The sequence below is a fragment of the Chitinophaga sp. sic0106 genome, from assembly GCF_019219075.1.
In the GTDB taxonomy this organism is placed as follows: domain Bacteria; phylum Bacteroidota; class Bacteroidia; order Chitinophagales; family Chitinophagaceae; genus Chitinophaga.
In genome coordinates this window covers 116,151-140,563 of the sequence record NZ_JAHUWJ010000005.1, presented here as the reverse complement: position 1 = coordinate 140,563, position 24,413 = coordinate 116,151, and the positions used below count along the sequence as shown (strand labels likewise).

18 protein-coding genes are annotated in these 24,413 nt (G+C 48.2%); 3 read left to right on the top strand and 15 right to left on the bottom strand.

Features of this window, described 5'->3' with window-relative positions:
• Positions 1–5 precede the first annotated feature (5 nt).
• The 9 genes from rluF to KW844_RS09495 form a co-directional block, all read right to left on the bottom strand.
• Positions 6–773: a 23S rRNA pseudouridine(2604) synthase RluF gene (rluF, locus tag KW844_RS09535; protein ID WP_255578328.1), complete on the bottom strand. Its 768-nt coding sequence runs from the start codon at positions 771–773 to the stop codon at positions 6–8.
• Between the two features lie 100 nt (positions 774–873).
• Positions 874–1,899 (bottom strand): MlaD family protein, encoded by a 1,026-nt coding sequence (locus tag KW844_RS09530; RefSeq protein ID WP_218376493.1) that lies wholly within the window; start codon positions 1,897–1,899, stop codon positions 874–876.
• Positions 1,900–1,902: 3 nt separating this feature from the next.
• The gene (locus KW844_RS09525) at positions 1,903–2,676 is read right to left on the bottom strand and encodes an ABC transporter ATP-binding protein (protein WP_218376492.1); all 774 of its coding nucleotides are present in this window, start codon (positions 2,674–2,676) and stop codon (positions 1,903–1,905) included.
• A 4-nt stretch (positions 2,677–2,680) separates the two neighbouring features.
• Entirely contained in the window at positions 2,681–3,475 is a 795-nt protein-coding gene (locus tag KW844_RS09520; protein ID WP_073079639.1) for an ABC transporter permease, read from the bottom strand.
• Between the two features lie 439 nt (positions 3,476–3,914).
• On the bottom strand, positions 3,915–4,076 hold the full coding sequence (locus KW844_RS09515) for a hypothetical protein (protein ID WP_218376491.1): 162 nt from the start codon (positions 4,074–4,076) through the stop codon (positions 3,915–3,917).
• Positions 4,060–4,626: a SusE domain-containing protein gene (locus tag KW844_RS09510; protein WP_218376490.1), complete on the bottom strand. Its 567-nt coding sequence runs from the start codon at positions 4,624–4,626 to the stop codon at positions 4,060–4,062. The genes KW844_RS09515 and KW844_RS09510 overlap by 17 nt, the downstream gene beginning before the upstream one ends.
• A gap of 11 nt (positions 4,627–4,637) precedes the next feature.
• The gene (locus KW844_RS09505) at positions 4,638–6,221 is read right to left on the bottom strand and encodes a RagB/SusD family nutrient uptake outer membrane protein (protein WP_218376489.1); all 1,584 of its coding nucleotides are present in this window, start codon (positions 6,219–6,221) and stop codon (positions 4,638–4,640) included.
• Positions 6,222–6,239: 18 nt separating this feature from the next.
• A complete protein-coding gene (locus tag KW844_RS09500) occupies positions 6,240–9,212 on the bottom strand; it encodes a TonB-dependent receptor (protein ID WP_218376488.1) in 2,973 nt (990 codons plus the stop codon).
• 65 nt (positions 9,213–9,277) lie between these two features.
• Complete coding sequence (locus KW844_RS09495; RefSeq protein ID WP_218376487.1) at positions 9,278–11,131, bottom strand: alpha-amylase family glycosyl hydrolase; 1,854 nt, start codon at positions 11,129–11,131, stop codon at positions 9,278–9,280.
• Between the two features lie 205 nt (positions 11,132–11,336).
• Between KW844_RS09495 and KW844_RS09490 the strand changes: the two genes are divergently transcribed.
• Positions 11,337–12,398 (top strand): sensor histidine kinase, encoded by a 1,062-nt coding sequence (locus KW844_RS09490; RefSeq protein WP_218376486.1) that lies wholly within the window; start codon positions 11,337–11,339, stop codon positions 12,396–12,398.
• Positions 12,391–13,137 carry a LytTR family DNA-binding domain-containing protein gene (locus tag KW844_RS09485; protein WP_218376485.1) on the top strand — a complete coding sequence of 249 codons (747 nt, stop codon included), beginning with the start codon at positions 12,391–12,393 and terminating at the stop codon, positions 13,135–13,137. The genes KW844_RS09490 and KW844_RS09485 overlap by 8 nt, the downstream gene beginning before the upstream one ends.
• Here the strand turns inward: KW844_RS09485 and KW844_RS09480 are convergent.
• A complete protein-coding gene (locus tag KW844_RS09480) occupies positions 13,134–14,069 on the bottom strand; it encodes a LysR family transcriptional regulator (protein ID WP_255578327.1) in 936 nt (311 codons plus the stop codon). The two genes, KW844_RS09485 and KW844_RS09480, sit on opposite strands and share 4 nt — an antisense overlap.
• A gap of 117 nt (positions 14,070–14,186) precedes the next feature.
• On the opposite strand from KW844_RS09480, the gene KW844_RS09475 reads away from it, so the two are divergent.
• Entirely contained in the window at positions 14,187–15,446 is a 1,260-nt protein-coding gene (locus KW844_RS09475) for a PQQ-binding-like beta-propeller repeat protein (protein WP_218376484.1), read from the top strand.
• On the opposite strand, the gene KW844_RS09470 is transcribed toward KW844_RS09475, so the two are convergent.
• From KW844_RS09470 to KW844_RS09450, 5 genes are all read right to left on the bottom strand, one after another.
• Complete coding sequence (locus KW844_RS09470) at positions 15,443–17,956, bottom strand: cation-translocating P-type ATPase (protein ID WP_218376483.1); 2,514 nt, start codon at positions 17,954–17,956, stop codon at positions 15,443–15,445. The two genes, KW844_RS09475 and KW844_RS09470, sit on opposite strands and share 4 nt — an antisense overlap.
• 29 nt (positions 17,957–17,985) lie before the next feature.
• Positions 17,986–19,134: a cyclopropane fatty acyl phospholipid synthase gene (gene cfa, locus KW844_RS09465; RefSeq protein WP_218376482.1), complete on the bottom strand. Its 1,149-nt coding sequence runs from the start codon at positions 19,132–19,134 to the stop codon at positions 17,986–17,988.
• 296 nt (positions 19,135–19,430) lie between these two features.
• Positions 19,431–20,759, bottom strand: a complete 1,329-nt coding sequence (locus KW844_RS09460; RefSeq protein ID WP_218376481.1) for a sensor histidine kinase KdpD — start codon at positions 20,757–20,759, stop codon at positions 19,431–19,433.
• Positions 20,760–20,981: 222 nt separating this feature from the next.
• Positions 20,982–21,638 carry a GDSL-type esterase/lipase family protein gene (locus tag KW844_RS09455; RefSeq protein WP_218376480.1) on the bottom strand — a complete coding sequence of 219 codons (657 nt, stop codon included), beginning with the start codon at positions 21,636–21,638 and terminating at the stop codon, positions 20,982–20,984.
• A gap of 54 nt (positions 21,639–21,692) precedes the next feature.
• A complete protein-coding gene (locus tag KW844_RS09450) occupies positions 21,693–24,314 on the bottom strand; it encodes a glycosyl hydrolase (RefSeq protein ID WP_255578326.1) in 2,622 nt (873 codons plus the stop codon).
• Positions 24,315–24,413 lie beyond the last annotated feature (99 nt).

The window sequence follows — 24,413 nt, the reverse complement described above, 5'->3', positions numbered from 1 at the left end:
TTGTATTATTCGTCCATTCCGCTATTGTCGGTACTATGCTGCGTTTTACTGCTGTTAGCCACCATACTGTTAATATTATTGATCTCATCTTTTGTAAAATAACGCCACTTGCCCGGAGCCAGGTCCTTGAGGGCGATATTCATGATGCGTACCCGCTTCAGTGCCGTTACCCGGTAATCCAATGCCTCAGCCATGCGGCGTATCTGCCGGTTAAGCCCCTGGGTAAGGATGATCCGAAAGCGGTGCGTGCCCTCCTGCTTTACGAAAGCCGGCAGCGTGGTGGTACCAAGGATTTTTACCCCACTGCGCATGGCCTTTATAAAGTCCAGGGTGATGGGCTTGTCTACTGTAACAACATATTCCTTTTCGTGCTGGTTGCCGGCGCGCAAAATTTTGTTGACGATGTCGCCGTCGTTGGTCAGGAAAATAAGTCCTTCCGAGAGCTTATCCAACCGGCCTATCGGGAAGATGCGGCTGGAATAGTTGAGATAGTCGACGATATTGGTTTTATCCTTTTTATCGGTGGTGCAGGTAATGCCTTTGGGTTTGTTGAGGGCAATGTATACGGTGGTTTTCTTTTTTTTGAGCGGCTCGCCGTCCACTTCTACCACGTCGCCTTCATTAACGCGGTCGCCTTTTAGGGCAATGTTATCGTTGATGGTAACGCGGGCCTGGTCTATAAGTTTGTCTGCCTCTCTGCGGCTGCAAAAGCCCGTATCGCTGATATATTTATTAACGCTGATGTTCATATTTTGCTGTAAGTCAGACAGCAAAAGTAATTCTTTTTATTCAGAGCGGACCTTCGGTCCGTTATGAATAAAAATCCCCGTCGCCAAAGGCGACGGGGATTTTACAATATGTTGTAAGGCAAAGTTACTGGGCTGCTCTCGCTGAGTCTTTCGCCTGTTTGGCGGCTTCTTTCCTTGCTTTTTTATCCTGTTTACGGAAATAGCCACGGAGGAGGAAGTTATGTTTCAGTGCTTCCATGTTTTCGTCCAGTTTCACGCTGGTGCTCTGGAGGTTTTGCATGGTAGACTTCAGTGCTTCTGCGGTTGGTTTATCGCTCAGGAGTACACCTGCAGGGGTATTGCTGCTGTTGAGATTTTCATTTAAGCCATTGGTAGTAGATTTCAGGCTTTCTACCATGATATTGGCGTTGGCCGCTACTGCATCCAGCTGGCGCATGGTGCTGCGCAGGCGGGCGAATACAACAGTGTCGGATACGAGGTCGTTGGACAGTGAGCCTGGTGTTTGCAGTTTGGCGGCGTAGGCCGACAATCCTTCGGTGAGGCGCTGGGTATTACCGGCTGTTTTTTGCAGGGCGGCAATGGTACCCTGCAGCTCATTGTACAGGGCATCGTCTGTCAGGAGTTTACCAACGGTACCTTCTCCATCCATCATTTTTTTGGTGATCACTTTCAGGTTGGAGGTGATTTCTACCAGTGATTTATTATTTACCTGGAGGGTGCTCATGATTTCATCAGCGCCAACGGTGGTTTCTACCTGGAGCTGGTCACCATCTTCAATATCCGGCACTTTATCCGTACCCCCGGTTAATGCGATGATTTTATTACCCACGAAGCCGTCGGAGCTTACTTTTACTGCTACGTCTTTATGGATGTATTTGGCGGCGCTCTTTTCCACGTTCATTTCCACGAGGATTTCGTCGTGGCGTACGAAGGTGATTTTTTTAACGGTACCTACCTTTACACCGGAATACCATACGTTGTTTCCTTCGGCCAGGCCATTCACATCTTTAAAGATTGCCTTAACCCTGATGGCAGACACAAAAGCTTTCTTTTGTCCGCCGAGGGTGAGGATGGCAGCGATAAAAATGAGGACACCAACCAGGATGAATATCCCAACAATGACCGACCTTCTGTTACTTGTATCTTTCATAAATTACTGGATAAAATTATAATCATAAAACTCCCTGATCAGTTCATCTTTGGATTCGAATACTTCCTCGAAAGGTCCGCGTTTGATGAACTTACCTTCTTTCATTACTACGATGGTATCCCCTACTGCCTTGGCGCAGGTGAGGTCGTGGGTGATGATGATGGAAGTGGTATTAAAACGTTGTTGTACTTCGTTGATGAGGTTATTGATTTCCGTGCAGGTGATTGGGTCCAGGCCGGCGGTAGGCTCATCATAGAGCATAATATCCGGGCGGAGGATCAGCGTACGGGCGATACCGATACGCTTACGCTGGCCACCGGACAGTTCAGACGGCATCTGGTCGATGGTTTGTGAAAGCCCCACTGCATCGAGCACGTTGGCCACCATTTCTTTCACCTTTGCCCTGCTGATACCGGGGGTATTGCGTTTGAGCGGAAAGGCCAGGTTTTCACCAACGGTCATACTGTCGTACAGCGCCCCATTCTGGAAGCAGAAACCCACGCGCAGACGCAGCTCTCTGAGTTCAGGGACCGAGAGGGTGGGTACTTCCTGTCCGAGTACATTTACTTCTCCGGAATCCGGCGAGAGCAAACCTACCATGATCTTGATCAATACCGATTTACCGGTTCCGGATCTCCCTAAAACCACCACGTTTTCCCCTTTATGCACTTCCAGGCTGATGCCACGAAGTACATGGTTGGAGCCGAAGGATTTGAAGAGATCTTCGATGTCGATCACCTTATCCTGCCAGTCGATATTTGGTTTAAAATTCTTCATACTGTTATCTGAAAGCGTTTGCCACCTGTACAATTACTACTTCTTCAAGGAAGATGAGGAACATGGATACTACTACCGATACGTTGGCAGCTTTACCAACACCCTGTGTACCCTGGGAAGCTCTCCATCCCTGGAAACAGCCCACTATACCGATGGTGAATCCATAAGCAATTGCTTTGAAAACCGTGGTACCAAAATCCAAGAAGGTAATATTCTTAAAGGCATTCTGGAAGAAGGTGACAAAGCTGGTATGCTCATTCAGATGAATATCAAGATAAGAACCGAGCATAGCCACCAGGCCGGTATAGCACACCAGGATGGGGATACAAACGGTGGTAGCCAATACCCTGGTTACTACCAGGTATTTAAATGGGTTGATAGCAGATACTTCCATCGCATCAATCTGTTCGGTTACCTTCATAGATGCAAGTTCCGCACCGATGCTGGAACCTACCTTACCTGCACAAATCAGGGACGTAACCAGTGGCGCCAGCGCCCTTACTACCGCAATGGCAATCAGGGAAGGCAGCCAGGAGGTGGCCCCGAATTCAGATAAAGAAGGACGTGATTGCTTGGTAAATACCAATCCTGTGATAAAGCCCGTCATGGTGATTAACGCGAGGGACTTATACCCCACCATGTAGCACTGCCTGATAAACTCTTTAACCTCCAATGGAGGGCGTAACGCCTCTCTGAAAAAGCGTTTGATAAACTGGAAGATACTGTAGATATCCAGGAAGAAATTATCTAACCCCCTGGACACAACTGGTTTCTCCGGTTGTCCGCTGCTGGAATCCATTTGCCGAAATTTTTTTTATATCAATTATGCCTATACGCAGTACGTTCATGACACAACCATCCCGCTAAATTACAATTTTGGTTCTCAGATTGTTACATGTGGAAAAGAAAAATGAAAAGTTTCATATCCGGAGGGGTTGACAATCATTGGTTAATAATACGCTTATTTCCTTCATACACAAGGAAGTACGGCCATTTCTGCTCAATAAAAAAATCGAATTTTTACAGCCCTGAAATTTTCACAAATCTGTGAACATAACCCAAAAATAACCTGCCTGATATACGTAGCAGTTGCTGCGCGGCCGCCCGAAGCGGGCAATATTTTCCTCAATGCCACCCCAAAAAAACGAAAGACCGCCTCTTTTACGAGACAGTCCTTCATTCCGTTTGCCCTTATTGATGATGGGAACTGGCCGTTGCCAGTTCCGTTACGTTAAAAACTATTTCTTTTTCAGGGTATAAGAGTAGTTACCGGCAATACTCAGGTTCAATGTCACCTCATAAGTTCCGGCATCGGTAATGTTAATGTTGCCACCATCCCTGTTCAGGAACGGATCACCTGGCTTGTTATCGCCATAGTTGATATTAAGCATACCCTTCATATACTTTATCGGATTTCAGGGATACCACTTTTGCAGCACCTGCCGGATTCCATCCCTGATAATCACCCGGCGCATACATGGAAGGGTAATCAATCAGGTCGAGATAAGAACTTACCACCAGCTTTTGCGTATTGGAATACGCCGCCTGGTAGTTTTCACTGATGGTCGCCTTTACACGTACTTCCAGATCGGCCGGAACGCCATTGTCGACTTCCAGCCCATTGGCAATAGTATTAAGTTCCGCAATGGTCAGCGTTTTACTGAGTGTATCAGCAGTAACTGCCTTCACGGTAGCGAAGTTGTTTCCTTTCCTGGCGAATTCGAGACTATACTTCACCACACCGTTGAAGCCGAAGCTGGAAGCGTTCCATTTGAAGGTAACCGCATTGTCGGCGGCGTGGTCCTTCAGCAGGATCACGGTATCCACGGTGGCGCTGAGCGCCGGCGCCGTGCCCACCTGGGCAATGGTTTTTATCTCGTCTTTTTTGCAGGACCACAGCGTGGCTACAAACAGCCCTGCAATGATATATTGATAAATAGTACTTTTCATGATAACGTGTTTTAGTAACCGGTATTCTGTTTGAGCGATGGGTTGGCTGTCAGGTCAGTAGCCGGCAGCGGGTATACGGTACGGAACGACTCCACACCTCTGCCCTCTTTCACACCACCTTTCCAGGGCCATACATAGCTGCCGCCAGTGAATTTTTCGTAGCGGATCAGGTCCGTACGGCGGAAGGCTTCCCAGTAAAGTTCCCGACCTCTCTCCTCCAGCACATAATCCAGGTTATAGGAACTGATGTTACCGGAAGTATTTCCGTAGGCGCGTTCCCGTAGTGCATTCAGGTAGGTAATTGCGGAAGTTTCGCTACCGCCGCTGCCACCGCGTTTTACGGCTTCGGCGTAGATCAGGTATTGCTCTGCCAGCCGGAACAGCGGGAAGTCAACGGAGCTGAAAGCACCGCCCGGCGCCGGAGGTGTTACACCTGTGGATGTAACGTTGCGGTATTTGATGACCCGCAGCCCTTCTGCAAACTGAGATACGTCAGAGATCTCCGCCTTGTCGCCAAAGAACATGGCACGCTTGTCAGTAGCACCGGTTTGATCAGCAAACAGGCCCGGCAAGGCACTGGTACTTCTGTTACCGCCCCAGCCACCACCAGGCACTCCAAAAGATGCCGGGTTCATATCACCGTTAATAGCTGCATTGATGATAAAAGTAGTACCACCATTGTTCTGCATGTTCACCCCGTCGTACACAATCGGCAGGATGACTTCCGGATTGGCGGTGTTATTATCTGCCAGAAACAAACCTTTGTAGTCAGTCTTCAATGCATAACCTGCATTGATTACTTTGGAAGAATAGGTAATAGCTTCCGTGTATTTGCCATTGCCTTTACCGAGGTATACCTCTGCATTGAGGTACAGGCGGGCAAGCAGGGACCAAACCGCGGCCTGGTCTGCCCGTGCATACTCGTTATTTCTTGCGGTTACCACCAGTGGCTCAATAGCCAGCAGCTCCGACTCCACGTATTTAAACAATTCTGCACGGGTGGTTTGGGGCGGAATGTATTTACCAATCGGATCATTTTCTGTCACAAACGGAGGGTTTGCAAACAGGTCCATCAGCACCCAATATTCAAAGGCACGCAGGAAGCGGGCTTCCGCACGATAGGTTTTGATCTCCTCAGCATCTTTACCGGAAAAACCGCGGGAAGCAATTTTACCATCGGTAGCCTCACGGAGGAATTCATTTGCCACCGTTACATGGAAAAGAGCACGGTTGTACAACGCCGCCAGCAGTACGTTGTTGCTGGTCCAGTTCATGTAATGGAAGTCGGGAATACCCGGATCATTCCAAACGCACATGGCCTCTTCTGTAGGGAGTTCCTGTGCATTCCAGTAAAGGCGCAGGAAATCGGCCTGGCCGGGATCAATGCCCGCCAGGTCGGAAGTAGAAGTACCATTATTTCCGGCCAGCGCAAAGCTGCCGTAAACTTTTGCCAGCACCTGCTTGTAACCTGCAAGGGTACCGTAGGCAATATCGGAAGTAGTGGAGTTGGTCGGCATTCTGTCCAGGTCCTTTGTACAGGAGCTAAAACCTACCACGGCCGCCAGCACACATATTTTGAGAATGTTCTTTTTCATCTTACCAAAATTTTTTAATTAAAACTCCAGGTTAGCGCCCAGTGTAAATGTTCTTGATCTTGGGTACAGGTTGTAGTCAATACCACTGCTGATTTCCGGGTCCAGACCTTTATACTTCGTGATCACAAACACGTTCTGGCAGGATGCATTTAAACGCAGATGCGCCGTGTTTTTAAACAGGGAACCGAAGTTGTAACCAATGCTCAGGTTGTCCATACGCAGGAATGAGGCATTCTGCACATAGTAATCGGACTGGTATTGGTTATTGAAGAAGTTGGTGTTGCAGATGTCGGTGGTACTGTTATTGAGCAGTCCCAGCGGATTCAGTATATTCCTTCTCACCCCAAAGTTGGACGCTACGTTGTTGTATATGTAATTACCGAGGTTAGCGCGCAGGGAGGTGCTGATTGACCAGCGGTCATAATTAACAGAAGTACCAAAGCCCAGGAATACTTTCGGCGCCGGAGATTTGTAACGGTACATGTCTTTTTCGTTGATCACGCCGTCCTTATTCAGGTCCTCATATACGCCTTCAATAGGTTTACCTGTGGCATCATATACCTGTTTGTAAACGTAGTAGGAGAAAGTATTGTAGCCTACAGAGTGGATCTGGATGGATTGACCGGTACCACCGGTGATACCACCGGTAAGGTTGCCTACAAAACTTGGGTCCGTTACTGCTGTCAGGTTGGTAATTTTGTTTTGGTTCAGGGTGAGATTAAAGTTCACGTTCCAGGAGAACTTACCTTTTTCGATCGGTGTGGCTTCCAGGTTCAGCTCCACTCCTTTATTCTCGATGTTACCTACATTAGTCAGGATCTGGTTACTGAAGTTGGTGCCGATTGGAATAGGCACAGTGTTGAGGAGATTTTTTGTTTTCTTCCAATAGGCGTCCACACTACCTCTCAGGCGATCATCGAGGAAGGCGAAGTCAACACCCGCATTGTAAGTTTCTGTTTGTTCCCATTTAATATTTTTATCGTAAGCTGCCGGCGCCTGCATGTTATACCAGTTGTTACCAAACTGGTACATGCTGCTGTTGGAGCTGGTAGAATAAATCGCCATATAGGAGTAATTGGCAATACCATCCTGGTTACCGGTGATACCGTAGCTCAGGCGCAGTTTCAGGTCGTTGAGTACTGTGGCATCTTTCAGGAAGTTTTCGCGGTTGATTCTCCAGGTCAGCGCTGCGGAAGGGAATACACCCCAGCGGTTTTCCGGTGCAAAGCGGGAAGAACCATCTGTACGGATAGATCCTGCAAAGATGTACTTATCATCGAAGGTGTAGATTAAACGGCCATAGTAAGAGATGAGTGTGTTCTGCGGAATATCCAGCGGAAACTTAGGCTCACTACCTTCGATCACTTCACCCTTAGCGTTGTAGCTGGCGTAGTTGTAGTTGGTAGTTTTATTATCGTAATAGCCATAACCTGCCAGTACGTTGATGTTGGATTTAATGCCCGGTAGTGTTTTCACGTAGTTGAGGTAGAACTCCCCAACTTTATTATTCATTTTCTGCAGGAAGTGATTGTTCTGTCCACCTACGGTGTATTGCTGAGCAGCTTCTGCAGGCACGAAGGTGGTTCCGCTACCCTGGGAAACATCGTAGCCCAGGTTTGCGTTGGCGCGCAGTTCAGGCAGGAAATGGAATTTGTAGTCCAACTCAATATTACCATAGCTGCGTTTTACCTCGGTGTTGTTATCCTGCATGCGGATGAGGGAAACCGGGTTGCGTGGTGCATTTGGATTCAGTGTAACCGTTCCCGTAGCAGCGTCTTTGGTATACCACTCAAAGTAGCCACCGAAGGGACTGGCACTGTCGTACACCGGTTGGGTAGGATCAAACTGCACGGCATTGATGATGGCCTGCTGATTGGCGTAGTGTGCTTTTGAAATCACTCCTTTGGCGCTGATATTCACTTTCAGGTGATTATCAAAGAAAGATGGATTCAGGTTTACACCGAGGAAACTACGTTTCAGGTTATCGGTAATGAGCACGCCGGTTTGGTTGGTAAAGTTGGCAGAAATGCGGTATGGCATGTTCTTTACTGCGCCGGCAACACTCAGGTTATTATCGTTGCTGATGGAGGTGCGGTAGATCTGGTCCTGCCAGTCAGTACTGGCTTTTCCCATCAGTGCCTTTTGCGCCGGGGTACCCAGTGAATCCACATATTGGCGGAATTCAGCAGCGTCCAGTACATCTACTTTTTTAGTGATTTTACCTACCCCTATATTGGTATTGAAAGTAATTTTAGGAGCACCGGATTTACCTTTCTTGGTGGTAATCATGATCACCCCGTTGGATGCTCTGGAACCATAGATAGCAGTGGCAGCAGCATCTTTCAATACCGTCATGCTCTCAATATCATTCGGGTTGATCAGGGCCAGCGGGTTAGGGGCGCCGTTAATAGTAGAACCGCTTAATGGAACTCCATCAATCACAAACAGCGGATCATTGCTGGCATTCAGGGAAGAGCCGCCGCGGATACGGATGGTACTACCTACGCCAGGCTGACCACTATTAGAGGTAATAGCCACACCGGCTACCTTACCTACAATAAGTTGATCAGGCGTTTGAATAGTTCCTTTCTGGAAATCTTTTGAGGAGATGGTGGTGATACTACCGGTTACATCTTTCTTTTTTTGTACACCGTAACCTATGACTACGGCTTCGTTTAAGGTGCGATGGTCATCACCGAGTTTCACGTCGATGGAGGATTGGGTGCCTGCTGTAATTTCCTGTGGTGCTTTACCTAAAAAGGAAAATATCAGTACAGATGTGGGGGTGGTTCCACCAATGGAATAGTGTCCTTGTGCATCAGTTTGGGTGCCGCGGTTGGTACCCTTTATCTGGATACTTACGCCCGGTAGGGATTCGCCGGTTTCGGCATCAGTGACTTTCCCGCTGATCTGCGTCTGCGCCTGCACGGAAAACGCGCATAGCAGCAGTGCCGTCACAGCCATAAAAAGTCGACGGTAGAACTTTTTCATAACGAAGTGAATTGTTGGATGATATATTGTTACAGTTTTACTTAGTGGCAGTCCCATTTGTTATGCTATTTTTTCATTTCAAAAACCCATGACTGCATGGCCGGAATTTCCGTATTACCATCCAGTTTAATATTATCGCCCGTAATGATATTTGTAGCGGCAGAGAAACCTGCTGTGCGCTCGTTGAAGTAGTTAAAATCTATCTTCCTGCTAACTTTGGATGTGTTCATCACACACATCACTGTTTGATCATTGTTGTAACGAAAGTAGACGTAGAGTCCGTCCTGTGGCGCAAATTGCATCAATTGTCCGGATTTCAATGCAGAAGAATTTTTGCGATATGTACCTAATTTCTTTACAAGCTGCTGTACATTTTTCTCCGCTTCATTCATTCCGGCACCGGTAAATGCATTGCGGGTATCATTTTGCCATCCACCTGGGAAATCCAGTCGCACCAGGCCATCCGGCTTGGTTTCTCCACTCATCAGCACTTCGGAGCCGTAGTAGAGTTGTGGAATACCGCGACAGGTGAGCAACCACGTGTAAGCCATTTTTTGCCTGGCCACATCTCCCTTTACAACAGAAAAAAACCGGTTGAGATCATGATTATCCAGCAGCAATACATTTTTGGAGGGGTCTATATACAGGAAGTCGTAGGCGAGTACATTGTACAGCTGAATTACGCCTGTGTTCCAGCCTAATTCCTGCGTGAGTGCAGGTACTATGCCATTGAATAGCGCCTGGAAATCCAGTACTCCCGGCAGATTACTTTTGAAAGGCGTATTGATATTGTTTTGTACGAAGTATACCTGGTTAGGCGTGTTTTGCACCAGCACTTCCCCAAAGATGGAGAGCTGGGGATATTCCTTCAGCAGCGCGGCATTACAGATATTACCGAATTCCTGGTCGTTGTACATGTAGGTATCAATGCGGACAGCGTCTACCCCAAATTCTTCAATGTACCAGATGGAATTCTGGATAATAAAATTCGCAACATAGGGATTGCGTTGGTTCCAGTCAGGCATTTCTTTTACGAACCAGCCATCTGTCATACGTTTTTTATCTATGGCGGAGGCGTGCGGGTCAAACAGTGCCTGTTCCCGTGCGCTGGTACCGGTAAACACCGGCCATTGATTGAGCCAGTCGGCGGCAGGCAGGTCCTGGACTATAAAATGCCAGGTGCCGGTATGGTTGTACACAGCATCCTGCACGAGTTTCATACCTCTTTTATGGAGGGAATCGCTGAGTATTTTATATCCTTCGTTGCCGCCGTAGCGTTTGTCGATCTGATAAGGATTAGTAATAGCATAACCATGCTCCGTACGGGAAGGCATATCATTTTCCATCACAGGCGTCATCCAGATGGCGGTGGCGCCCAGGTCCTGAAAATAGTCCAGGTGATTGATGATACCTTGGAAGTCGCCCCCATGGCGGGCGTAGTAATCGCTCCTATTGAGCGACTGATCCCTGTACCCTTTCACACGGTCGTTGGTGGTATCCCCGTTGGCGAAGCGGTCGGGCAGCATGAAATAGATCATATCCGCGGAGCTGACGCCTTGTGCGAATGTACGGCCAGGCTGACCTGTGCGGGCTTTTAAGGGCCAGTAAATATGTGATTGTTTACCATTAAGGGTATGAATAAAATCTACTTTGCCCGGTTGAGCATCTGCTGCTATTGCTATATCTACGGCCAGGTATTTTCCGTTGTCGAAAGCATGCGCGCCGAGAACGCGGACACCCTTATAGTTTACATCGACTTTTCCTTTACTGAAGGATGTATCCTCGCTTTTGAGCAGTAATTGCAATGTATTAGTGTGCATGCCTGTCCACCAGTTTACCGGGTAAACGGCAGGTTGCTTTGCATAGGCAACCACAGTAGAACACATTATCAACAGTCCGGCTATCAGTTTCTTCGTCATAAGTGGAACGTAAAAAATTCAGTGCGGCAATTTATGTAAACCTGCTTCATCCGTAAAGGGTGCTTATACTTACAACCCCTTTCCTGTTACATAAATCCGGGGAAGCATCTTTCATGCAGTTAGTATAAAAAATGACGTCGTTCGTATAAAAAAGCGGTCGTTTAACAAATATTTTTTAGCTTAAATGGTAATTTTGCATCCACTTATGATAGCTATACCGCGCTCGAGGCTTGGGAAAAAGAGCATTTACGCCACTTACTGGATGCTGTATGTCCTCATTTTCGGATTTATTCAGGCTGGCCCGTACCATGATTACCGGAATGCCTTTGCATCCGAGTTAATCAGCCTGCCCATGCGCGCGTTGTTTGTTGCGATTGTGTTGGAAGTGATGATGGAGCGGCTACTTTTCCGGAAAAAGGGCTGGCTGTTTGTACTGCTCTATATTCCGCTGATCTTGATTTTTGCCGTCATTCAGCGCTGGATCGATAATACTTTTATACTCGAGTATTTCCTTACCCAATGGCAAAAAGAGCCACTACTCAGCATTTCGCCGTTTATCTATAGTGTAATAAAGTTACAGTTTGTAGTCACTATCCCGTTTTCGGTAAAATTATTTCACAACTGGTTGCGGGAACAGCACAGGTCTATGCGGATGGCTGAAGAAAAAACGCAGGCGGAATTATTGATATTACGTAACCAGTTCCACCCGCATTTCATCTTCAATGTGTTGAATACCTTGTATGCCAAAACGCTGGTCACTAGCCCGGAATCAGCGGAGATAGTGGCGCGGATGTCGTCCCTGCTAAGGTTTTCTATCTATGAGATCAATACCACCCGTATTCCGCTGGAGAAAGAAATCAAGTACCTGGAGGATTACATTGCGCTACAAAAAGTGCGCTTTGACCATCATCAGCAGATCAGCTTTCATATTGATGGGAATCCTGACCATAAGTTTTTAGAGCCGTTTATCCTCATGGCTTTTGTGGAGAACAGCTTCAAACACAGTATGCCGAATGAGTGTGGCGATAGCTGGATTACCATCTCCATATCCATACAACAGGAATGGCTGACGGCTAAAATTGAGAACAGCGCGGTATTAGGCTATAGTGGCCATCAATTATATAACAGTAAAGGCGGTGGCGTAGGACTGGAAAATGTGAAGCGGCGACTGAACCTGATTTACGGAGAAAATCATACCTTGAAGATCAGTCAGAACGAGGATAGTTATTTTGTGTACCTGAAACTGAAATTAGAATCAAATGAATAACAGTATTAATTGCATTATTATTGAGGATGAGAAACCTGCGGCCGACTTATTACAGCTCTATATCAGCCGTATAGAATTGCTCAACCTGGTGGGCACGTTTACCAGTGGTCCCCAGGCGATACGATGTCTTAATACGAATAAAATAGATTTAATTTTTACAGATATTAATCTGCCCGGCATCAGCGGGGTTGATTTCATACGTTCGCTGACGCCCGCACCCAATGTGATTTTCACCACTGCGCATGCGCAGTATGCAGTGGATGGTTTTGACCTGGATGCCGTGGATTTTTTGCTGAAGCCCATTCCTTTTGAGCGTTTCCTGAAAGCGATTAACCGGTTCATTAAGCTGGACAGCAAGCAGCTGATGGAAAGTACGAAGGCGGAAGCCCCTGAGAAGGAGCCTCCGTTTATATTTGTGAAGTCAGATAAGAAAATGGTAAAGATTTACCTGGATGATATCCTGTATTTCGAATCTCAGAAAAACTACCTGCTGATTACGACTACCAGGGAGGTATATAAAACCTATCATTCCATTTCAGAGATGGAGGAAAAGCTGCCGGAGTCCATGTTTGTGCGGATCCACCGGTCCTTCATTGTATCCATTCCCAAGATTGAAAAGTTCAACAGCAACGAGATTGAAATTCATAAAACCATCATCCCTATTGGCCGCCATTATGGTGTCACTGCCACGCAGGCGTTAAAGAATTACCAGTTCATGCATCCCACTTTTAATATTTAGGCGGGAATCATCTCGGCTGCTACGTTCGAGAATTCGGCGGCCTGGTCTTCAAACACGGCTTCGATCATGCCGATTTCCTTACCATACATGGTTTTCTTACGTTTACCGAAGTAGAGGGTATTTTCCATCACTTTATTGCCGGCCCATGCCACTTTGAGTTTACCGCTGGCCAGTTCGTGGCGGCAGAGGAAGTCAGGTATGATGGCAAAGCCATTGGCATCGCTCATACAGCGTACAATGGAGCATTTGTTAGGCACGATGTAGTTGGGCCTGAAATCCGGGTGCTTGTTGAAGTTCAGGTGCCAGAATTTGCGCATATTTTCCATATCTGCGGCGGTGGTGTACCAGGTTTGCTCCTTGAGCCAGGCTTCCGCTTCGGCAATTTTATTATTATCTATCAGCGCATTAAACTCTGAGAGGTCCTGGTTTCCGCCGGCTACCAGCACAATCCGTTCCTTGGAAAACGGCTTGTATTCCAGGTTAGGCTGAATACCTTTTTGCGGGGTGATGATCAGGTCCAACACGCCATGGTCGAGGTCCTGCTGCATTTCAGGGTATTCTCCGAATTTGATATTTATATTAAAAGGTAGTGTGGAGATGTATTGCTCCAGGGTAAACTGAAACGTTTCCAGGCACATACCAACGCTGATGGTGGATTTATTGGTGGCTGCACTTTTATGGAAGTGCGTTTCCGCATCTTCCAGTTTGTTAACTGCTTCCAGGATGTAGTTGTATAGCACTTTGGCCCGTTCGGTGGGCACCATTTTACGGGCGGTTCTGTCGAACAGCTTGTAGCCTACATAGGCCTCCAGTGAGTTCAGGTGCAGGCTCACGCCGGGCTGCGACACGTACAGCGCCTGGGCGGTGGCGGTGAGGGAGCCGGTTTCGTAGATGGTTTTAAAGGTGCGGAACCACTCAAAGTTTAACAGCATACATTATCATTTTAATAATACAAAAATACGACTTATATCACAATTATGATCACCCTGTTCTCTCCCTAAATATTAATAAATTCCCTACCTTACCGGCCACCCTAATTCACACGCCTTATGAAACTGAGCTCCTTAGCCTTATTATTACTATTCCCTTCGACTGTTTTTTCCCAATACAAAGGATTTGGTCCGGTTAAATGGACATCATCTGTTGGTGGTAAGATACTTACCTCCCCTGTACTATATGACAAGCAGGTAATCATTGGTTCCACAGCGGGCAACCTCAGTGCGCTGGATACCGCTACCGGTAAAACCATATGGCAGGTCGGTGCATTAGGCCCTGTAGTAGCGCAGCCGCACATGGACAAGCATACCGTTTACTTCGGCACCTACAATGGATATTATGCGCTGGATGCGCGTAACGGCAAGCGCCTGTGGCAGTTCAAAACCGGTGGTGAGCAAAGGATTGGTGGCAAGGGACTATATACCATGCAGCCGGACAGCCTGTACATGGAAGATCAGTACGACCTGTACCTCTCCGCCCCTGCTACGGACGATAAGCATGTGTTTTTCGGCAGCAGCGACCATCATATTTACGCACTGGATAAGCATAGCGGCAAGGTGGTATGGAAATATAAAACCAACGGACCTGTACACGGCGGTGTGGCTTCGTCCGCCGGCGTCCTCATTGCCGGCAGCTGGGATACCTACATTTACGCGCTGAACGCTGCTAACGGCCAGGTACTCTGGAAATTCAAGACCGACGAGGATACCAAATACCACCACATCCTGGAAGGTATTCAGGCTACCCCCCTCGTATACAACAATACCGTATACCTCGGCACCCGTGATACGAAACTCTATGCGCTGGATCTGCAAACCGGTAAGGAAAAATGGCATTGGGATGCAAGTGATCCCTGGATTGTAGCCAGTGCCGTGGCCAGAGACGGGCATCTTTATGTAGGCACTTCCGACAGCTACCTCCTGTTAGATATTGATGCAACTACCGGTAAAGAATACCGTTCCAACAAAGGAGGCGGGTATGTGTTTGGCGCAGCTGCACTAAGCGGAAACGCCTTGCTGTATGGGGATTTCACAGGCAGGCTGTTTATGTTAAACGCCGCCGATGGCAAACAACTGGATACCCTCGACATGCCTGGCAGAAAGCAGCATGCGGGCACCGTATTAAACAGCGCAGGTTTGATCGACTTCATGCATTGCGCAGGCAAGGCAGATCCTGCACTGTATAAAACGACTGTTGATTTTATGGAGCAGCTGTATCTCCTTGGCCCTATTACTTCCGCGCCGGTGGTTACTAACGGTGTCGCCTATGTCGGCAGTGCCGACGGGCACCTGTATGCCATACCGCTGCGTTAGTCGCGCTTTTGCTGCAGCCGGCTCCAGGCCTTTACTGCCTCGTACCAGATGACACTTATCAGTCCCACGGCTACGCATATACTCAGTTGCAACACTGTTAATGGCTGAATACTGAACAGCGTCGCCACTGGTGGTACATATAGCATCACTAAGGTGAGCAGCAGTGTTGCGCTGATGACGCCTACCATCAGCATATTCTTGTTTTTCATACTGGTGAGGAAAGAATAGTAGTTGGAGCGGTTTACCAGCGTCAGGAAAACATTGGCGATGATCAGCGTGGTAAATACCATGCTGCGGGTAAGCTGTTCGGAATACCCCTGCCCGGCGGCCCACTGATACACGCCCAGCACACCTGCGGTAATAACCAATCCCTGGAGAATGCTGCGGCCCATTTCCTCCCAGCTGAGGAAAGTTTCATCGATAGGCCTGGGCGGTATTTTCATGGCATTTTTTTCCAGTGGCTCATTTTCATATACCACCGAACAGGTAGGCCCCATCACTATTTCCAGGAAAATCACATGCATGGGCGTAAAGATGTCGGGATAGATCCAGCCAAGAAATAATGGTAATGATACCGTGAGGATGATAGGGATATGAATGGCAACAATATAGAGCACCGCCCTGCGGATGTTATTATAGATCCTGCGACCCATTGCTACGGCATCCACCATGCCGCTCAGATCGTCGTTGCTGAGAATGAGCGCTGCGGCCTGTTTGGCGATCTCCGTGCCTTTACGCCCCATGGCAATACCTATGTGCGCAGCCTTCAGTGCCGGCCCGTCGTTCACACCGTCGCCGGTCATGGCTACTATTTCATTGTCTGCCTTGAGTGCATTGATGGCGGCGAGCTTTGCTTCCGGGAACATGCGGGTGAAAATATTGACGGACTCCATCTTTACCTGCCGTTCTTTTTCATCCAGCTGCATGAGCACATCCCCGTCGATACTGGCCCCTGCCCCTTTGAGGCCAGCCTGGGCCGCGATGGCCTTCGTGGTGGCGCTATTATCTCCCGTAATTATTTTGACTATAATACCAGCATCATAAAATTTATTGAACACCTCTTTGATATTGGCTTTAGGAGGATCATAAAAAGTGATGAGCCCGAGGAAGTGGAAAGGTAATGATTGCTGCTCCGCCGGAAAATCGTTTCCGCTGAAATCTGCACTTGCCACGCCCAGCACCCGGTAACCTTCATTGGCAAAGGTTTCCAGCTGCGTCCGGATTTTTTTGCGATCCGCTTCATTGAGATCCGAAACAGCCAATATGGCTTCCGGCGCACCTTTAGCAGCTATTACACGTTTGCCGTTATCATCTTCCAGCACATGGGTCATCATTGGCGGGGTGCCGCCTAACGGGTACTCATATACGAAATGAAAGTTACTACGTATATCCTTATCCGTTACTTTTCCATAAACCGCATGCAGCGTTTTTTCCATAGGATCGAAAGGCACGGGTTCACTCGCCCACATGGACCAGGTGATGATTTCCCTTGCTGCTGCGGTATTCCAGGTATCCGGTGTATAAACCTGATCCGTAGCCAGGTCGTACACATTATGCAGCTGCATGCTGTTTTCGGTGATGGTCCCGGTTTTATCCGTACAAATCACGGTGGCACTGCCCAGCGCTTCCACTGTACGTACTTTTTTTACGATAATGCCGAGCTGCATGAGTCGCCGCGCACCCAATGCCATAAACGTCGTGAACGCCACGGGAATCTCTTCCGGCAGGATGGACATGGCCAGGGTCAGGCCTTTGAGCAGGCTACCGATCAAACTGCCGCTGATATAAAAGTTATAGCCCCATACCGCCAGAAACACAGCCAGGCCTATAATGGCCATACCTTTTACGAAACGGGTAATCTGCTGTTGCAGCAAGGTAGGCTCATCTTTCATGGTGAGGATGGCGTTGCCCAGCTGACCGATTTTTGTCTGTGCCCCCACTTTTTCTACCTGCACAAAAGCGAGGCCGGAGGCCACCAAAGTGCCGCTGTAAACGGCTTTATCACCATCAGTTGTTTTAAATACCGTATAGGCTTCACCGGTAAGGGCGGATTCGTTGACAGAAAAATCGTTTGCATGGATGACGGTGCCATCCGCATTGATTGTATTTCCTTCTTCCACCACCATAATATCACCTACTACTATTTCGGCGGTGGGTATACCGATAATCTTTTTATTGCGCACCGCCAGTGTCAGCGGTTGATTGATCTTTTTCAATGCCGCCAGGGCTTTGTTACTGCGGCCTTCCTGGTAAATGGAGATGCCCGACACCACGATGATAGCGGCCAGCATGAAATAGGCTTCACTGGTTTCTCCCAAAATAAAATATATGATGGTAACCGCTACCAGCAGTATGAGCATGGGTTCTGACAGCAGCTCCGACAACAGTGCCACCAGCCGGTTTTTCTGCCTGACGGCGTAGTCATTTTTTCCGTACTGTTGTCGGGACGCCAACACTGCCTGCTCATCGAGGCCGGTGATATGATCGGGTAACTTCCTGTAATCGGCCATAAGCGGCAGGTTGAAAAAAGGTTAGGTTATTAATGCAGGATTTTTCCGGCGGTAATCCCCTGCTTTTCCGGAATGGCATAGCCGCCTTCAACGCCATAGGGAGATAAAACGACCTGCCAGAGTTGACTACAGCGTGCACGGAACGAACCTGCGCAGGATTGGAGATAATAATTCCACATCCGCCGGAAAGTGTGATCGTACCGGTCTTTCAGCTGGTCCCAGTGGTCGTTGAACTGCTGGTACCATGCCATCAGTGTTTTATCATAGTACACACTAAAGTTTTGCCAGTGTTCCATTACAAAGTAGTCTTCAATGGCCTTGCCTATCTGTGAGATGGAAGGAATGGTGGTATGGGGAAAGATGTATTTTCCCAGCCAGGGATCGGCCATGGTAAAGGAGCGGTTGCCACCTATGCTGTGCAGGAGAAACAGGCCGTTATCGCGCAGGCATGTCCTGGCCATTTTCATATAGGCGTGGTAGTTACGGTAGCCTACGTGCTCAAACATGCCGAGGGAGGCGATGGCGTCGAATTTCTCCGTCATGCTGCGGTAATCCATTACGCGGATATCCACCGGCAGCCCTTTACAGCGTTCCCTGGCCAGCCGGGCCTGTTCTTCGGAGATGGTGATGCCGGTAACGTGTACCCCGTAGTTTTCGGCGGCATACCCTGCGAAGCTTCCCCAGCCGCATCCGATGTCGAGCACCGTCATTCCCGGGCGCAGGTGTAGTTTACGGCAGGTAAGATCCAGCTTTTCTTCCTGGGCGGCATCAAGAGTAGCGGCATGCTCCCAGAAGGCGCAGGTGTAGGTCATCCGTTTATCGAGCATGAGATTAAACAGGTCGTTGCCGAGGTCGTAGTGGTGGCGGCCGTTTTTAAACGCCTGTTCCGGGTGCTGGAAGTTAAATAAGCGCGACAACAGGATATCCCTTTTCAGCGCCCAGCTGGCCCTTATTTGCTCATCCAGGCGGGCCCTGAGCATATGATGTATGGTTTCGTCCAGTTCCGGACTATCCCACCAGCCAGCCATATAGGATTCTCCCAGGGCGAGCGAGCCGTACCTGAGTACAGCCGGGTAAAAATGTTCATCATGTACATGAATATCCCAGGGCATATCCCCGTTGATGTTGATGCCGGCAGCTGACAGCAGCCTGATTACCATATTTTTACTGCTTTCCATAAATGAATGGGCTATAATCTGGTTAACAACTGCAAGTGGAAAAAGGTTATCTGATCCACCGGTCGGGCCTGTCGTATAGGCGAGGTCGTTATTGAGGGGCCGGTGAATAAGAATAAGTTCCGGCCCGTCTACCTCATAAGCAAAATCTAAAATTTCAGAACCTTCGTTCCGGACATTCCCTGTTAATCCTATAGAGAGAATGTCAATATCTTTTTTGGGGGCCGTAAGATAATAAAAATTTGAATATCAACAACAAAATAAATAAAAAATATTTAATAAGCGTACGACTTACATTTCTAGTTAAAACAGTCGTCCTCATCATCTGCAGGGGCTATGGCAGGGAGCAGGATGGTAAAACTGGTGCCTTTTCCGGTCATACTTTCTACGTTGATACTGCCCCCATTTTGAATGGCAAACTCGCGGCATAATACCAGTCCGAGGCCGGTGCCTCTTTCACCGTTGGTACCATATTCCGGATGATTACTATAGGAAAACAGCTCCCCAACCTGTTTAGGGCTCATCCCCTTCCCGTCATCGGTGATACTGATAGCCACCCGGTCGGAGGCCAGGCGCGCCTCAATCCCCACATCTCCCCCCGCATAACTGAACTTCAGCGCGTTACTGATGAAATTACGCAGTATCACTGAAACATGATCTCTGTCGGCATACAGCACCACATTTTCCTCCACTTTCATCCGGATAGCGATATTTTTCTGCATGAGCTGCAAACGGAAGAAATAGAGCACATCTGTTACCAGCGGCAGCAAGGGAAACAGCGTAGGGTTGGCGTGAATGCCTTTCATGCTGCGGCTGCTCCAGCGAAGAATATTATCCAGGGAACCTCCCAGTTGTGCCACTTTTTCATGCAGTACCTGAGCAGCCTCCAGCATATCCTTTTCGGGGTACTCTCCTTTAAGAAACATATCCAGCAGCACTTCCAGTGTTGCGAGAGGACTCCTGACATCATGGGCAATGATAGAAAATAACTTTTCCTTGTCCGTATTCATGTTGACCAGGTTAGCCCTTGAGTTTTCTATTTCCTTTTGATAATCTGAGTGAATAGATTTGAAGAACGTAAGTCCAATAACAGGAAATGCCAGGGAAATGGTGGCATTGAGCCATACCCGTTCCTTTGGCACCGGGATCACCCCATCCATATGTTGCGGGAAGTAAACAATGCCCAGGAATACGGTGATCAGGAAAAAGCTGGCTACCCCAATGATCCACCAGCTATCATAGACCAACACTATCACTATCACAATATTGATCAGAAAATATTCCGAACCATTATGAAAGTAGAAGCCCGTAAACGTATATACGATGGCACTGGTAACAATCAAAGAGAGCCTGGCAGAAAGATATTTGTTATTGTAATGCAGGTATAGCACGCCCAGCGCGCCCAGCGTGGTACAAAGATTCAGGCTGGATAACAGGTACCGGCCCTGGTAAAGATTCAGCAGACAGAAAAAGAACATGCAGGGAATACAAGGCAAAGCCAGCAGATTCAGCATTTTGGTACGCCTGACCTCCATAAAAGGCATGCCCGGATGAATGCCGACGTTGACGATGGCATTCCAGAGAAGGACAATCTTTTCATGAGCTATACGCTGCAAGTCATTAAGCATAGGATTACAAATATACCCTGAATTTTCGATGGAATATTTGAATGTAGTTTTATTGTAATAAGATGAGATGTAATAATTTCAAACTCCAATAGCATCCCTGATATACCAACCTTATTGCCAAACACCTGCTGCTGGCAGGTTTTACTGCAAAAAAAGAGAGACCGAAGGCCTCTCTTTTTTTGCAGCGTAAATAAGTCCGTTATTTGCGCTGTGATAATTTTACTATTTCTTAAGATACGGTAACAATGCCTTACGCCAGATATCATACCCTTTACTGTTCATGTGTACCATATCCTGCAGGAAAAGATCCGGTCTGTTATTTCCTTTTGCATCCTGCATAGGCTTAAAAATATCCACGAATTGCATTTGCTTTTGTGAAGATACATAATCGCGGATCAGCTGATTCGCAGCCTTTATTTTATCCATCCACTTAGCGCGGGCCGGACTAGGCTTGATGGAAATATACACCACCGGCACTTCCGGGAGTTTAGCGCGGATGGCCGTCAACAGTTCTTTGGTATGTTGAAGAATAGTATCAGCGGTAAACTCTTCTTTCGCCACATCGTTATCTCCCACATAAATAACAATTTGTTTGGGCTGATAAGGAAACACGATATCATTCAGGTAGAAGATGATATCATTGACTATCGCGCCACCGATTCCCCTGTTCATGGCCGTAAACGGTGCAAAGGTACGTTCCAGATCCCCCCATTTACGGATAGATGAACTGCCGATAAACAACAACGGGTGGGCGGGCGGCGTATACATCTGATCAAACTTTTTGATGACCTGCACATCGTCCCAATAACGCGGCTTCTCCTGTGCTGCTGCTGTAAACGCTTGTACCGCCACCAGCATCACTAATAGTAATTTCTTCATAACATGGATTGCTTTAAAAACTGCCGTACAAATTATAAAATTCCATTGGAAAGTTTATTTAATATTCACCAGTTGTGTCGCTACGTTTTGACCAAATACTTCCACCAACGTATTCCCTGAAGTACTTACTTTTTCACCGCTGATCACGACTTGCTTTTCTTCTCCCGGTAAAACAGATACGTAGTTATCATCGTAGAAAACCGGCAGTATCCTGTTTTTGGTACTGGCATCTACCAGTGATACCCGGTTAAAAAATGCTACTGGTGCGTTTTTCGGGTTGGCAATGGTCACTACCACTTCCTTGTTTTTGCGTACGGCCGTAATCGTTGGCTTCGCGGATGGCAACTGTTGTAGCCCGCTATACTGGCCATTTGCTGCCGGTAGCCAGTAAAAGTTGTCATCTATTATTTCTTTCCGGAGATTGCGGAGCCGCAGGGACAGGAATATTCCTTTTTGCTCCTTTAACGCGTCCAGTTTGGTTTTCAGTTCAATATGCCTTTGCACACCGGATGGGGAGGCCTCCACAAATACTTGCTCTACCGGGTACTGTTTACCATTCATATCGTAGGCATTTACTTCCAGCATCAGGTCGCGGTGATATTGAAAAGTATTATTTACCACCATGATCATTTTATTCACCGGATCGTACATTACGTGCAAAGGCTTGCTGCCGCTGCGCAAACCGTAAAGGCAGGCGTTAGGGTCCAGGTAGTAATCATACATCTGACCACGGAGGGCGGTCCATGGATTCTGTGTTTTCCAGATGATAGTACCGGTGTACCAATCCCACATGTGTGCGCTGAAACCTTCCATCAGGGCACGGTACTGGTCGTAGTTGACCAGCTGCGCTTTGTTGGCCCAATCCTCCAGGTTTTTGGCGGGGCCGTATGGTTCCAGACTGTTATTATAGCTGATGTATTTATGATAATCCCAAACACTGTCCACCTTATTGGCAGCAAAGTCAGGCGCCACCAGGTTTTCGGCCGGCAGGAACCTTTTCAGGCTGGTGATATCACCCACACCCACCGACCCAACTTCCGAGTTGAAAGGAAAGGTGCGGTGTGCCCAGAAGTGTTCAATGGTTTGAATACCATATGGGCCATCGCCGTTGCCGCCGATGAAGTTATAGGACATGCTGTCGGAATTGGAGAAGTCGAAGAAGTAACGGGTGCCATCCATCGCGGGCAGGATGCTGTCCTTTATAGCCGCCAGGATGTCCTGTGGTGGCGTAATTTCATTACCTCCGCACCAGAATGCCAGGGATGGGTAGTTACGCAGCATTTTCACCTGGTCGGCCACGCTGGTAATAAACAGGCCGTGATCGTTGGGGTACTGGCGGCGGGTCCACTGGTCCTCTTTTTTCTTGGGATCTACCCAGCGGCCGTTGCAATCGCCCGACATCCAGAAGTCCTGAAACACCAGCAGGCCGTATTTATCGCAGGCCTCAAAAAATTCCGGCCGTTCTGTCAGGCTGCCGCCCCATATGCGTATGAGGTTGAGGTTCATATCCCGGTGGAAGCGTACTTCTGCATCATAGCGTTCCTTGCTGAACCGGAACATCGCATCAGAAGTAATCCAGTTACCACCTTTGATGAATATACGTTGACCATTGACGCTTATTTCGCGGCTGCGGGTATGTGTATTCCAGGCGGTCTGTATTTCTCTTATTCCAAATTCTACGGCTTCGCGGTCGCTCGTTTTACCGTTGGCGGTAAATTCCAGCGGCAGTTCATACAGGTTCTGTGGGCCGTATCCTGCGGGCCACCAGAGCGCCGGATTTTCCAGTACAAGGTTTGGCAGCACCACCGTGGTAATCCCTTTGGCAGCAAGCGTTACGGTTTGCTGAATCGATTTACCATTCAGCCGATATTTAAGTTGACCGGTAACGGTGGTAGCGGTGGCATTTTCCAGCGTGGCGCTTACTTTTATGGTGGCAGCTGCCTGGTGGCCTTCGGGCTGTCGTATTCCAGGCACCAATGTAACCACGTGCGGGTCTTTAATACGCACTGCGCCTGTTTTTTCGATGGTTACCTTATCCCATATGCCGGTATTGCGGTCGCGCATAGGCTGAATCCAGTCCCACCCTGCCGTATACTGCGGGCCTACGTTGCGGGCAATAGTACCATCGCCGCCCTGGCCACCATTGGGCTCGCCTACTACCGCCGGCGGATATACGATAACAGCCAGCCTGTTGCGGCCATCCCTGGCAAGGTAAGAGGTGATGTTATAGGTTTGGCGCAGGTAAGCGCCATAATGCCGTGTTGCGTTAACTTTTTTTCCATTCAGGTAGATGTCACAGCCGTCGTTTACACCCCGGAAGTGCAGCCATACCTGCCCGTCGGCATTGGGGGCAACTTCAGTAAAGTCCTTTACGAACCAGCGGGTATAGTGTTCCGCCCCGGTGGTATAGATATCCGGAATACGGTTGTTGTTCATACCAAAGAACGGGTCCGGCACCTGCCTGTTATGCAGCATGGTGGTCAGCACCGTACCCGGTACAATAGCTGGTTCCCAGTTAATGAGTTTTTGTTCTGGTTGGGAGATGTTAGCGCCGTCCAGCTTTACTTCCTTTACCGGCAGGGATTTCCAGCCACTGTTTAGCTCATACTGTTCCTGTGCATGCAGGGCGGTGCATGCACTCAGTAAGAGCCCTGAAATGATTAGTCTTCGCGTCATAATCTTCATTTGATGGTTCAAGTTAGTTTTTTATTGGGTCTTGTTGGCCTGTTTTTGTCTCAGGGCCTGCGGCCCTGGGACAAAAACCGTTTGCTGGTG

Coding starts and splice junctions, on each gene's coding strand:
- KW844_RS09530 (WP_218376493.1), bottom strand. CDS start 1,899: ATGAAAGATACAAGTAACAGAAGGTCGGTCATTGTTGGGATATTCATC.
- KW844_RS09525 (WP_218376492.1), bottom strand. CDS start 2,676: ATGAAGAATTTTAAACCAAATATCGACTGGCAGGATAAGGTGATCGAC.
- KW844_RS09520 (WP_073079639.1), bottom strand. CDS start 3,475: ATGGATTCCAGCAGCGGACAACCGGAGAAACCAGTTGTGTCCAGGGGG.
- KW844_RS09515 (WP_218376491.1), bottom strand. CDS start 4,076: ATGAAGGGTATGCTTAATATCAACTATGGCGATAACAAGCCAGGTGAT.
- KW844_RS09510 (WP_218376490.1), bottom strand. CDS start 4,626: ATGAAAAGTACTATTTATCAATATATCATTGCAGGGCTGTTTGTAGCC.
- KW844_RS09505 (WP_218376489.1), bottom strand. CDS start 6,221: ATGAAAAAGAACATTCTCAAAATATGTGTGCTGGCGGCCGTGGTAGGT.
- KW844_RS09500 (WP_218376488.1), bottom strand. CDS start 9,212: ATGAAAAAGTTCTACCGTCGACTTTTTATGGCTGTGACGGCACTGCTG.
- KW844_RS09495 (WP_218376487.1), bottom strand. CDS start 11,131: ATGACGAAGAAACTGATAGCCGGACTGTTGATAATGTGTTCTACTGTG.
- KW844_RS09490 (WP_218376486.1), top strand. CDS start 11,337: ATGATAGCTATACCGCGCTCGAGGCTTGGGAAAAAGAGCATTTACGCC.
- KW844_RS09485 (WP_218376485.1), top strand. CDS start 12,391: ATGAATAACAGTATTAATTGCATTATTATTGAGGATGAGAAACCTGCG.
- KW844_RS09480 (WP_255578327.1), bottom strand. CDS start 14,069: ATGCTGTTAAACTTTGAGTGGTTCCGCACCTTTAAAACCATCTACGAA.
- KW844_RS09475 (WP_218376484.1), top strand. CDS start 14,187: ATGAAACTGAGCTCCTTAGCCTTATTATTACTATTCCCTTCGACTGTT.
- KW844_RS09470 (WP_218376483.1), bottom strand. CDS start 17,956: ATGGCCGATTACAGGAAGTTACCCGATCATATCACCGGCCTCGATGAG.
- cfa (WP_218376482.1), bottom strand. CDS start 19,134: ATGGAAAGCAGTAAAAATATGGTAATCAGGCTGCTGTCAGCTGCCGGC.
- KW844_RS09460 (WP_218376481.1), bottom strand. CDS start 20,759: ATGCTTAATGACTTGCAGCGTATAGCTCATGAAAAGATTGTCCTTCTC.
- KW844_RS09455 (WP_218376480.1), bottom strand. CDS start 21,638: ATGAAGAAATTACTATTAGTGATGCTGGTGGCGGTACAAGCGTTTACA.
- KW844_RS09450 (WP_255578326.1), bottom strand. CDS start 24,314: ATGACGCGAAGACTAATCATTTCAGGGCTCTTACTGAGTGCATGCACC.